The 11,746-nt window shown below is 58.3% G+C and carries 13 protein-coding genes and 1 pseudogene; 6 read left to right on the forward strand and 8 right to left on the reverse strand.

The genetic code is table 11. The features are described from left to right. The first annotated feature begins 129 nt into the window (after window positions 1–129). Both KBZ07_RS09405 and KBZ07_RS09410 read left to right on the forward strand, forming a co-directional pair. A complete protein-coding gene (locus KBZ07_RS09405; protein ID WP_254931370.1) occupies window positions 130–3,507 on the forward strand; it encodes a calcium-binding protein in 3,378 nt (1,125 codons plus the stop codon). Between the two features lie 87 nt (window positions 3,508–3,594). Further along, entirely contained in the window at window positions 3,595–4,815 is a 1,221-nt protein-coding gene (locus KBZ07_RS09410; protein WP_254931371.1) for a glycosyltransferase, read from the forward strand. A gap of 38 nt (window positions 4,816–4,853) precedes the next feature. Here the strand turns inward: KBZ07_RS09410 and KBZ07_RS09415 are convergent, their stop codons facing one another. Further along, the gene (locus KBZ07_RS09415; protein WP_254931372.1) at window positions 4,854–5,144 is read right to left on the reverse strand and encodes a DUF6447 family protein; all 291 of its coding nucleotides are present in this window, start codon (window positions 5,142–5,144) and stop codon (window positions 4,854–4,856) included. Between the two features lie 205 nt (window positions 5,145–5,349). Between KBZ07_RS09415 and KBZ07_RS09420 the strand changes: the two genes are divergently transcribed. Beyond that, window positions 5,350–6,075 carry a glycosyltransferase family 2 protein gene (locus tag KBZ07_RS09420; protein WP_254931373.1) on the forward strand — a complete coding sequence of 242 codons (726 nt, stop codon included), beginning with the start codon at window positions 5,350–5,352 and terminating at the stop codon, window positions 6,073–6,075. A gap of 585 nt (window positions 6,076–6,660) precedes the next feature. Further along, window positions 6,661–6,798 (forward strand): hypothetical protein, encoded by a 138-nt coding sequence (locus KBZ07_RS09425; protein ID WP_254931374.1) that lies wholly within the window; start codon window positions 6,661–6,663, stop codon window positions 6,796–6,798. Window positions 6,799–6,833: 35 nt separating this feature from the next. Here the strand turns inward: KBZ07_RS09425 and KBZ07_RS09430 are convergent, their stop codons facing one another. The 4 genes from KBZ07_RS09430 to KBZ07_RS09445 all read right to left on the reverse strand — a co-directional run bounded on the left by KBZ07_RS09430 (window position 6,834) and on the right by KBZ07_RS09445 (window position 8,350). Then, window positions 6,834–7,142, reverse strand: a complete 309-nt coding sequence (locus tag KBZ07_RS09430; RefSeq protein ID WP_254931375.1) for an addiction module antidote protein — start codon at window positions 7,140–7,142, stop codon at window positions 6,834–6,836. Window positions 7,143–7,151: 9 nt separating this feature from the next. Continuing rightward, entirely contained in the window at window positions 7,152–7,442 is a 291-nt protein-coding gene (locus KBZ07_RS09435; protein WP_254931376.1) for a type II toxin-antitoxin system RelE/ParE family toxin, read from the reverse strand. 194 nt (window positions 7,443–7,636) lie between these two features. Then, window positions 7,637–7,966 carry a PIN domain-containing protein gene (locus KBZ07_RS09440; protein ID WP_315860152.1) on the reverse strand — a complete coding sequence of 110 codons (330 nt, stop codon included), beginning with the start codon at window positions 7,964–7,966 and terminating at the stop codon, window positions 7,637–7,639. A 90-nt stretch (window positions 7,967–8,056) separates the two neighbouring features. Continuing rightward, window positions 8,057–8,350, reverse strand: a complete 294-nt coding sequence (locus KBZ07_RS09445) for a hypothetical protein (protein WP_254931377.1) — start codon at window positions 8,348–8,350, stop codon at window positions 8,057–8,059. A 362-nt stretch (window positions 8,351–8,712) separates the two neighbouring features. Between KBZ07_RS09445 and KBZ07_RS09450 the strand changes: the two genes are divergently transcribed. Next, complete coding sequence (locus KBZ07_RS09450; RefSeq protein WP_254931378.1) at window positions 8,713–8,946, forward strand: DUF433 domain-containing protein; 234 nt, start codon at window positions 8,713–8,715, stop codon at window positions 8,944–8,946. Between the two features lie 8 nt (window positions 8,947–8,954). Then, a complete protein-coding gene (locus KBZ07_RS09455; RefSeq protein WP_254931379.1) occupies window positions 8,955–9,215 on the forward strand; it encodes a DUF5615 family PIN-like protein in 261 nt (86 codons plus the stop codon). Between the two features lie 143 nt (window positions 9,216–9,358). Here KBZ07_RS09455 and KBZ07_RS09460 read toward each other — a convergent pair whose 3' ends face one another. The 3 genes and pseudogenes from KBZ07_RS09460 to KBZ07_RS09470 all read right to left on the reverse strand — a co-directional run. Further along, window positions 9,359–10,612, reverse strand: a complete 1,254-nt coding sequence (locus tag KBZ07_RS09460; protein ID WP_254931380.1) for a type II toxin-antitoxin system HipA family toxin — start codon at window positions 10,610–10,612, stop codon at window positions 9,359–9,361. Further along, entirely contained in the window at window positions 10,602–10,925 is a 324-nt protein-coding gene (locus KBZ07_RS09465; protein ID WP_254931381.1) for a helix-turn-helix transcriptional regulator, read from the reverse strand. Before KBZ07_RS09465 ends, KBZ07_RS09460 begins: the two co-directional genes overlap by 11 nt. A gap of 470 nt (window positions 10,926–11,395) precedes the next feature. Further along, window positions 11,396–11,746: pseudogene (locus tag KBZ07_RS09470) on the reverse strand (N-acetylmuramoyl-L-alanine amidase); the annotation flags it as partial.

Consider the following 11,746-nt stretch of genomic DNA (forward strand, 5'->3'; position numbering starts at 1 on the left):
GCCACTAACATCACCGATAGCTTCAGCACCTTCATATATAACTTTGACGTTGCTGCTCTGCTTGGTGCCGATGACTTTGTATCCGTAGTTTTCGAAGAAACCCCGATCGATGCCAGCACTGGGGAGGCCGTGGGCTTTGATTTCACCCAAGGCCCCTTCGCCCAAGATGCCGATCTTGAAACGCTGCAGCTGACCTCCAACGGTGCCATCACCAATGTGGTGGATCTGCTAAGCGTGGGCGACGACTTGAGTACCCTGCTCATAGATGGCTTTGCCTCGCTGGATATCACCACGGATCTAGGCCTTCTCCCCAATGGAAACCGTCGCATCAGCCTGATTGATGCTTCTTTCCTGGGCACCACGGTTGCTCCTCAGGACCTCAGCCTGAGCTATACATCGATTCTGGGTGATGTCGTAAACAACAGCGTCGCTGATGTGACCGTCTTAGGGGCCACAGGCGACAACTTACTGACTCTCGCTAGCCAGGCCCCGAACAATCCAACTGATTTCTACGTCCGCACCAAAGCTGGCAACGACTCCGTGACAACGGGCGCTGGCGAAGACAGCATCGATGTGGCGGCAGGCAACAACACTGTATATTCTTTTGCTGGCAACGACACAGTTATAGCCAGCGCTGGTAACGATTTAATTGTTGCCGGCATTGGTAACGATGTGATCAACGCTGGTAATGGCCTCAACTCGGTCGATGGTGGCCTCGGCAACGATTCAATCATCACTGGCGACGACAATGATCTTATTGTCGGCGATGAAGGCGTACAGATCGGAATAGGGTCTGTGCTTGGTAACGGCGGCGACACCATCCGCTCTGGCGGTGGTGCCGATTCAGTCTTCGCTGGCAGCGGCGCAAACCTGGTCGATTCTGGTAACGGCAATGACTGGGTGTGGCTTGGTGAAATCATAAACGGCACACTTTTGGGCGATACTTTCGCAAACACAGTTCTGCTGGGCGATGGCAACGACGTCTTAGAAATTGACACCAATTCGCTCACCGTTGCAGACTCGATCAATGGTGGTGCTGGCATCGACACGGTGCGCCTGCACAACGGCGGTACCATTCAAACTTCAGAAACCCTGCGGGTGAGCCGTATTGAGGCGTTTGACCTCGTGGGCAGTGGTGATTATTCAATCACCCTCAGCGATCAGCTGGTAGCCACCGCCGATAAGGAGGCGGGTACTCACATTTTCTCGGTGTTAACCAGCGGTGATGCAGCCGCCAATGTGACATTGGATCTGAGCTATCTCAGTCCAGTTGTTTTAGGAACATCGAGCGATCTCCTGTCAATCCGTTACTCCGGCCAGGCTGATACAAATACCGAGCGGGTCATCATCCGTGATGGCCTGATCAGCGATCAAACCCGGCTAGCCTATGAGGAAGCCGCTGCTGATGCAGATGAAACATTTGCAGATGTAATGCAGATTGTTGACTCTGCTGATGTAACAAAAGACGACCTCATCTTCGTCACCGGCCTTGAGGTAATCGAGCTGGCGTCTTCTGTGAACGGTCCCCAGACCTTCACCTTCGACTTCCGCAACATGACTGAGGTCGAGTTCAATAATCTGGTGGGTGATGGTAACGACGCATTGATCATTCGCGCCACGCCTCTTCTGGCTGGCGCTGTCTCTCAACTCAACGTCAATCTGACGGGTGCTTTTTTTGACACCAGCCGCATCATAATCGAGCAGTCTGCAGATCTAAATGTCTCTGTGGTTGGTGGTACCCCTGTAATCAAGACTGCCCTCTTCTACACCCCCAATCCTGATAACCTGCTGGGCACCGCTTTCTCAGATACCTTCACCGCTTACCAGCTCTCGGATGTTCAAACTGCCGATAACGCTAACGGCTTCACTAGTAACGACACCCTGGATCTGCGTTTCGCAGTAAGCAACTCTGGGGCAAGCCTGACCACGCAACTCAACAAGACAAGCATTAGTAACATTGAGATTTTCCGCTTCAACCCTGCAGCGGTGAACCAAGCCGTTCAATTCAACGGCATCGGCGTTGTGGGGGGGTTGGCTCTCGCCTCGATTTTCACCTCGGGAGGCGCCGACTTACTGACCAGCATCGAGCGTTCCCTGTTCATCGATACCGGTGCCGGCAACGACTCCGTGGATATTGATGCTGCAGGCACCGTCGTGACCGGCTTCGGTAATGACAGCGTTGAGGGCAGTATCGCTGATGATTCCATCGTCACCGGCGAAGGCGCAGACACAGTAGAGGCCGGAGCTGGAGCTGACTTTGTCGATTCCGGCCTTGGCAATGACTTTGTTGAAGGAGACATTGGCGACGATACTATTAATGCTGGCGAAGGCACCAACACCGTTTCAGCAGGCCTTGGCAATGACTCCGTTGTCTCAGGCAGCGGTAACGACTCGATCAACACTGCTGCTGGTGCTGAGGAGTTAATTACTGATTCCAACGATACGGTTAGCTCTGGTGCTGGCAACGACACCGTGCTGGTGGGTCTCGGTGACGATTCCGTTGTTGCAGGTGCTGACAATGACCTGATTGTGCTTGGCTCTTCCTTTACCTTGTCTGAAGGGATCCCTCACACCAGTGATCAAGGCGGTTTCACCGTATTGGATCGTATCGATGGTGGTATAGGCATCGATACCTTGGCGTTGGGTCTTGATAGCGTCACTACGTCGACTACGACGATCACTGGAATCCAGGTTCAAAACATCGAGGTTCTGAATGTATCCCCTGGTGCTAGCAACCAGACGCTGGTTCTTGCTACATCCCTCCTGCCTACGGGTGGGCGTCTCCAAGTCAATCTTGATGGAGATGTAAATGATGACGGTGCCGGTTTCATCCTAGATGGAACAGCCTTCGTTCAGGGCCAAGCCTTGGATGTGTTCACTACAGCCTTGAATACTTCCTCAACCTACAATCTTGGTGCTGGCAACGACACCTTCACCAACTTCGCGGGTGACGCCAGCGACAATGTGAGCGTTGCCGGTAATGGCGGCTCCGACAGCATCAACCTCGTTAATGGTGCAGATGAAACCGTCCAATACAACACCGGCAACGATGGCGGCACCGCCGGCATCGCGGCCACCAATGTTTTCGGCAGCGTTGGTGACTTCATCACGGGCTATGACCAAGCCAATGATCAAATTTTGATCACATCTGCGTTGTTTGCCGACATCGGTGGTGCCCTGAGTTTGAATGCTGATAACAGCACGTTGCTGCTGGGCACCAATAACGTGCTGAGTCTGACGGGTCCTGCCCGCAGCGTCACGGATGCCCAACTGTACAGTCCTAATGTCATCGCCGAAGCCATCAACGGCGTCGGAGTTGTCGGGGGTGGTGGTCCGGGAGAAGCATTGATCGTTTTACAGGGCCAAACTCAAACGGCTCTGTACACCTACATCGAGTCTGACTACAACCCTACCAACGTTGGTGCCTCCTACACGGTGCAAGCAAACGAGCTGCGTCAGCTGGGTGTCTTCGACAACGCCCTGTTCACCGGCGCTGAGCTGGTCTGATCCCTTTTCGGATCTAAACTGTCTTGCGGGGCTTCGGCCCCGCTTTTTTCTTGTTTACTTGCTTGCTTCAGTCTTAGCCTTGCCTGCATGAACATCCTGTTCGTTCATCAAAACTTTCCTGGGCAATACAAGCATCTACTGCCCTATTGCCAGGCCAAAGGGCACACGGTGCTGGCCCTTGGCAATGAACGGCCCGAATCCGCTTTCCCTAAAGAATTTCCCTACCGCCGCTACACCTTCGATCGCTCTAGTGGCCGCGATACCGATCCCTTGGCGATTGACTTTGAAAGTAAAATGATCCGTGCCCGCAGTTGCGCAGCAGCTGCCCTGGCGCTGCGGGATGGGGGGTTTTATCCCGATGTGATCTGCGCCCACACCGGCTGGGGCGAGGATCTATTCTTGCTGGATGTGTGGCCCAAGGCCAAACTAATCGGCTATTGCGAGTATTATTATAATGCCGATGGTTATGACTTGGGCTTTGATGCAGAGTATGGCTCAGCCGATGAGTTGACGAGGCAGAAGCTGCGTAGCAAGAATGCCAGCATTCTTGTTTCGCTGCAGCAGGTTGCCGTCGGTGTATCCCCCACCCGCTTTCAGCGCAATAGCTATCCTCTTGAATTGCAGCCTCGCATTCGCATCATTCACGATGGCATCGATACCCGTGAGGCCAAGCCCCAGAAGGATCTGTTCCTGCAGGTGCGGGGCCAGAAGCTCACTGCTGCTGATCCAGTTGTCACCTTTGTGAGCCGCTCCCTTGAGCCGGCCCGCGGCTTCCACCGCTTCATGCGGGCCCTGCCCCGCTTTCAGGAGCTCTACCCCGAAGCCCATGTGATTATCGTTGGTACACCCGAGGGTGGCTACGGAGCGCGGCCAGAGGTGCCCCATAAGGATCAACTCCTCAGCGAACTCAAGGGCCAGATCAACCTCGATCGCATCTATTTCCCCGGCCGGCTGGCCTATCCAGACTTCCTGCGGCTGCTAGCGATCTCACGCTGTCATGTGTATTTCACCATTCCCTTTGTGCTCTCCTGGTCGTTGCTGGAGGGCATGGCGGCGGGCTGTGTGGTGGTGGGCTCCGATACCGCACCCCTGCGTGAGGTGATACGCCACGGGGAGAATGGGCTGCTGGTGGATTACTTCGACACCGAGGCCCTGGCCCAGCAGATGCACGCAGTGCTGCGCGATCCTGAGGCCTACGCTCCGCTACGCAAAGCTGCCCGCCAAACCGTGCTCAACCACTACGACCGCGTCGACTGCCTGGCGCGGCACCATGCCCTGATTCAAGATGTGGCCCATGGCCTTGTCTGATCCCTAGCCGCCAGCACCGCTGCCTGTGCACCCAATGCTTAGGCGTCACTGACTTCGCTAGAAGGCACGTCCCGCAGGAGCTGATCGAGCTTGGCTCCCAATACCTGCCGGGCCGTTTCGGCAATCGCCACACTCGCTTGCCCGCGGGTGATCTGGTCGCCAGCGGCCTGAAGCAGGCCCAACAATTGTTTGGCTTCTTCGGGTAGATCGTCCACCACATACTGGCGACCTTTAAAGATCATGTTGCGAACTGCCATGCCTTTGTCTGAGAAAGCGAAGCCAATCTTACCACCGACTATGGCACTGGCTTGGGCTCCGTCGCGGGTCATCGCGCAGCCTGGCTTTGCTCGATGATGCTCAGATTAGAGCAATTCCTAAGTTGCATGATAAACGCGCGTCTAGCGATTAGCACCTTGGCTTATGCCAGCGCCATCATTCGCGCCGCTACCGCTAACTCGTGGCTTTCGGGTTGCTTCCGGGGCAGTTCTTTGTGGCCCCTTGGTAGCAGGTGATATATTTTCTAAGACTTCTTGATTGGCTTTGGAGTTCCCGCCTGCTGCCACCTATCTTGTAGCGGCTAGTCGTGAGCGGGCTCCTTACTTTTCCCGTGCAACCCTTCTTGGCCGCAGCCTGCAGCAGTTTCCGCCTGCTCTGCGCCCCAAGCTGTTTCTGCGGGCTGAGAACGCCGGACCGGAATCCGAGGGCCTTGCCTCATTTTACAACCGAGCCATCACTGAGCTCCCGGCTGAGGGCTCCGTCGTTTTCCTGCACGACGACGTCTACCTCCACGATTGGTTCTTACAGGAGCGACTACGCGAAGCCTTTGAGCATTTCGATGTGGTGGGCCTGGTGGGCAATATCAACCCAGCGGCTGACCAGCCCTCCGCCACCCATAGCCTCGATGCCGCACTCCGGCCTGTGCGCTGTGCCGCCTCGGGTGAAGCCGGTGTGATCAACCACTTCGATCCGCACCGCCTGGCGCCGGACGTCTACGGCCCCACGCCACACAGCTGTGGCTTGCTGGATGGCTGCTTCCTAGCTTGTCGCCTTGAAACGTTGCGGCGCACGGGATTGCGCTTTGATCCCCGCTTTTCTTTTCACTGCTATGACGCCGATTTCTGTCGCACTGCCAAAGACCTGGGCCTTCGCGTCGGCACTTGGCCGATTGCCTGCACCCATGGCAGCCCAGGCAGCTTTGATGCCGCCTGGCGGCAGGCTGCCCTCAGCTTTCGCATCAAATGGGCTCCTGCTTCAGGGTGACCTCACCGCTCAGCCCCCCCCGCCAAAGCCAGTGCAGATTGCCCAGGGGGTAGAGCTGCATTCCTAACCTGATGTGGATTGCCAAGCTCGGCCCAGCTTGGCTTAGCCACCCCAATGCTTATCTGCTTGCTGGCCGTCAATGACTGGCTGCTGCGATCGGTGGGTTGGGTCTTCAGGGCCCAGTAGCGCTTGATTCGCGGCACCGTCAAGCTCTCCAACCCCACCCGCCCCGAGCTGCAGGGATGGAGGTGCGTGTCCTACATGGGTCTCCTGCTGCGGCCCCAGCATCCCGGTGAGCGTGGCCGATCGCCGCCGCCTGCTGGGGCTGAGCTCAAAGCGTCCAAAATCTGTACAGGCTGTACAGATCTCCTGACACCCCCAAGCAACGCGCTTGACCCAGGGTCATTCCCCAACGAATCCTTCGGGTTCAATCAGCGAGGGAATCGAGAGCCATGGCCACGTCCGGGAAGGCAGTGACTCCACGGATGCCCTGATAGATCGCGCAGCCGCCGCCGGTTACCAGGACACGGTTGATCCCCACCGGACGGCGGCATTACTACGGCCAAACCCCTTTACCCTGACCAGATGGGCTTGATTCACGGCACCGTTCAGCTCTGCATCCCTGAGCACATCGCCATCCAGCTGCGACTGAGGGAGCTGGGCAGCCGTGGCGGCTCAAGCCAACGCCTGCGCGACGACGAACTGGGATGGCGTAGCAAATAGTGTATGGAGGCCTGTCCACTCTAGTGGGGGGCTGGTTAGACAGCCATCTTCGCCTCGTCAGCAGCAGTGACATGCAATTCCAAACCCAGCGCCGAAATCACCTTCAATACTGTTGCCAGCTCAGGATTGCCCGAAGAAGATAATGATTTGTACAGACTTTCCCTGCCAAGGCCAGCATCACGTGCAACTTGGCTCATGCCTTTAGCCCTAGCTATATCGCCCAAGGCAGCTGCCACAAGCTGAGGATCACCATCCTGCAGTGCAGCTTCCAAATAAGTCGCAATATCATCGGCAGTAGCGAGGTGTGCGGCTGGGTCCCAGATTGTCGTGGTGGTTTTAGTCATTGGCTTCTCCTAGAGATTTCGAGCAAGATCTTTGGCGAGTCGGATGTCCTGGTTTTGAGAACTCTTATCACCGCCTGCAAGCAGAATGACGACGGCATCTCCTTGCTTTGTCAGATAGACCCGATAGCCGGGGCCGCAATGGATCCGCAGCTCTGAGACGCCATCTCCTACAGGGCGGATATCTCCTGAGTTACCAAGGGAGAGCCGTCTGATCCGGATGTCGATACGAGCCCTTGCAGTCCGGTCACGCAGGGCAGCAAACCACGCCGCATAGGCAGGCGTCTCCCTTATTTCGACCATGCCTCAGTGTATCCCAAGAGATACGGATACGCAACCTGCTGCTTGGCCCTGTGCAGATTTCCTGACACCCCCAAGCAACGCGCTTGACCCAGGGTCATTCCCCTTCGAACCCTTCGGGTTCAATCAGCTGACGAATCGAGAGACATGGCCACGTCCGATGCCACCTATGGAAAGAAATGATCCTTGCGCTGAGCTCAACGGATCAGCCGCAGCCGCAACCCCGCGATGCGTTCAAAATCACCATCGCCACTGAGCATCACCGCGTCTTGGCCCAGTTGCAGGCAACAGGCCGCCTGCAGGGCATCGGGGGTTCGAAGCCCATGCTGGGCTCGCAACGTTGTGGCCTGCTCCACCACCGCTGGGCTGAGCTCTTGCCACAGCAAATCGCTGCGGGCGAAAAAGCCATCGAAGCGCTCCAAACTTGACTGATCCCCGCGCCGTAGGGGCCCCACGCGGCATTCCAGAACGCTGAGGCGGCTAAGGGCAATCGCCAGCTGGGGATGCCCATCAGCAAGGGCCTGCAGCTAATGCTTGACCGCCGAAGCCCAAGGTGGCTCACCCTCAAGCAGGTAAATCAGGGCACTGGCATCGAGAAAGGCAATCACAGCAGCCACTCACCAGTCGCGCTCGGCAGCCAGCTCAGCGTCAATGGTCGCTTTACTGCGCGGCTGGGGCGCCTTGGGTTGCATCAACAACCACTCCAAAGCAGATGTTTTGGGCCTGGCAGCCTGATCAGCCTGACGTTGCAGCTGCCGGTAGTGCTGCTCACTCAACACCACCGCAGCAGGCTGATTACGTTTCAACAGGTGCACTGGTCCGCGCTGCAGGGCCTGTTCGATCGCCACGATGCCGCGGCGCTTGAGCTCGGCAGAGGTAAGCACATTGGCCAGGAGGTTCGGCTCTGCCATAGCGACACGCCCAGCGGCCCTTTCACTTTAGTACTGAAAACCATACGGGCTGCCATGGTCATGCGCGGCTAGGCAGGGGTTTGCAGCCCCAGATGCAGTCGATCGCTGTGAACCCTGCCCAGAGAGCCCCAACATCCCGGTGAGCCTGGCCGATCGCCCCCGACGGCTGAGATTGAGCTGAAAGCGTCCAAAATCTGTACAGCCTGTACAAATTTCCCGACACCCCTGCACGGCGACAATTCCGCAGGCGGGCCGTGGCGGCTGGGCTCAAACTGCCCAAGAACCATCCTTTTCGCCCTCCATGAATGGCTGCCATCACAATGGATTCAAAGACTGCCCGCCCTCCGCCCGTCGCACGCCTCATGACGCCCCTTTCTCCCCCCCTGATCACCTGCACACCAGGGGTACGCAGCGGCAAGCCCTGCATGGCAGGAACACGCATCGCCGTATCAGATGTACTCGAATATCTCGCCAGTGGCATGAACCAAGAGGACATCCTGGCTGATTTTCCCGATCTGCAGCCTGAACACATTCGCGCTGTGTTGCGCTATGCCAGTGAACGCGAGAAGCGACTCAGCGAACACACCTTGGCCTGAGCAGTTTAATGTCCGGCCGTTTGCTGTTGGATGAAAATTTGAGCCCACGGATTGCCAGGGCACTCGCTACGCAATTCCCTGGCAGCGTGCATGTGCGTGATGTTGAGCTCAAAGGCCAAAGCGACCATATAATTTGGAATTTTGCAGCCAAGAACGGTTTCACTATCGCCACCAAGGACGACGATGTTCGCAGTCTAAGTCTCCTACACGGGATCACAGCCTTCATCTCCGAACCAAACACCGCACTGCTCACGCTTCGCAAGCCCTGACTGCTGTTCGCATTACATGCCAGGGATTGCCGCATTTCCCCGGCGGTGATCCTGGGGGTGCTGGTTGCTTCACCTCCGGGCGCAACGCCAGGCCAGTCCGCGTCGTGATTTCCCTGCTGGTGGAGTACGGCGGATTGGCGGGCTCAACCTGCGGTGAATCGGCGTAGGCTCAGATCGCAGCGCTGCTCGATCAGGTTGGCAATGTCCCCGATCAGCGCCGCATCCCGATAGGCGGCCTCTGCTTGCAGGTGGCGGGCCATCGAGGGTAGTTGCGCCGCCATGCGGGTCACCCGATTTCTGGTCTGGGCCCACGACAACCCAGCTGCCTCGGCAAACTTTTCCCAGTGGCGAGATTGCACCTCACTAAAGCGATACTTGCTGTCCAGTTTCATCGCCATCTTCGCGGTCAGGGTGGGATACACCGCGGTGCAGAGCAGGTCGTAGAGCGGCACGAGCGTTGTCGTCCTTTCGGTATAGAGCAATGAGAAGTTCTTCGCGTGGGCGTCGTGGTTGCCGATCAAGGCGTTAAACGCCACCGCATCCAGCAAACGGATCACCTGCGGAGCGCTGGGTCTTGTGGCTCTACGCAATAGTCCAAAGCAGGCGGTCAGATTAGGCCCCCCTTCATTCTGATATTTCAGCTCAGGCGGAATACCAAGCGCCTGGCAGAAGTCTTCCTGATGCAGCCGTAACCATCGCTCACCGTCTCCGCGGCGTCGGTCGTAGCGACGCACCAACAACACCTGCCGATCCCCTGCCGCCAAGATTTCGGCGTCTGCCACCTGCAGCCCCATGGCTTGCCCCAAGGCCATGCAGAACGCCTCGTTGATCACGCTGCCTTCCACTGCCGCAATGGCCGGTTTGAGGATGTGCGTACTGGCGGTGCTGCCAAGGGGTAAACCGATGCGGGCTCCGTCAAACACCACTGGCAACTTGTCCTGGGCGCCGGCCAGCGACAGCCGCAGGCCATCGCGCTGCGCCAGCATTGGTCGCTGGGGCAGGTCATCGAGCAGGGCGATCAGCTGATCCTGCTCCAGCCACTCCACAGAATCAGGCACAGCCACTTGATCGCCAACCACCAGGCTCACCGCGCCGGCACAGTCACCCCCGATCACCACCAGCAGGCCGAAGTCATTGGACCTTGAGATCTGGCACTGTTGGGCAATTCGCTGCCGGAGTTGACCTTCTGGCAGCAATCCGGCGAAAAAGGGCTGGCAGGCCCGATCGCCAAACGGCTCCGCCTGCAGCGGCAAGCTCTGGGAGAGCGCGATCGCCTGCGGCTGCTCCAGCCACAGGGCGCTGTACTGAAACTGCAGCTCACCGTCTTTCAGCCAGAGCGTGCCGGCGCGCTGGTTGAGCAGCCACACCTCCAGGCCGGTGGTGCTCTCACTGGCCACTGCTTTCCTCGCAATGGCTTTCCTCGCAACGGCTTTCCTGGCAGTTACTTTCCTTGTCCAGTTGCAGGGTTCCGCCCAGGGCGTCGATCACCCGCAGCACAAGCTCCAGCCGCACCGTTGGTTTGCCGGCCTCCAGCTCCACCACAAAGCGCAACCCAACCCCAGCCGCCAGGGCCAGATCGGCCTGGGTGATCCCCAGCGCCTTGCGGGTGACCCGCAAGGCGGCCCCCAGGTCGCGCACCGAGTGGATCGCCGTTATCGCCCGATGCTCTGCTTGATCCCGAACGGGAACAACAGATTGGAGAGGGGCCATGGCTCCCTGGTATTTACCGATCAGGAGCATTGCCGGATCCCAGGACGAATTGGCGCCTGATTATCCGGATCGGGGTCGAGTGCCCAGGCCTGCGCCCCGGCGCGAAGCTCTACGAAGAACTTTCGAGCCAACGGCCAACCCGAAACCCTCAGCGCTGAGTCCCGACATCCTGGCCTTGCCCTGAAGCCCGTGGCGGGCGATTTCGCCGATGGCGTGATCGCTTTCGATGGCAGACAGCTGGGAGGCCAGCGAACCGGTGCATCTGCTCGGCCAGCAGGCTCGCCTGGAGGCTCTCAATCCACATAGTGGCAATCCTTGCAAATCAGGACTCAGGCTCCGGATTTGCAGGGATAAAGCTGGGGCGTGGTGCCTGTTTGCGCGCAGAGGGCTCCAGGATTCTGTACGAACTGTACAGAATTTCTGACAGTGCCTGAACTGACCGCTCCCAGTTCCGAACCCAGAATTGCCCCTCAGCCGCCGCGGCGCTCGGCCAAGGCAAAGGGATCGAAGCTGGCGCTGATCCCAAACTCCTCGGCAAACTCCAGCACCCGACACCAGGCCCGCCCCTCGCGCAGGATCCCCCGCAGGATTACCGGCGCCAGGGCCTGCTGCAGCGTGATCTCCACCAGCGGCCAGCCCACCGAAGCCTGCACCGCATCCTCCCGGAAAAGCGGCACCACATCGAGGGCGCCCACAAGAATCCGGCGCCGCGGCCCATCCCACTCAAACGCAAGCCCGTAGCGCTCCAGCAGCTCGGCGGCCAGGGCCCAACTGCTGCCTTGTTCATCGATCGCGGTAGCCAGGGGCTTGCCACGCGCCTG

It is taken from the genome of Cyanobium sp. BA20m-14, from assembly GCF_024346295.1.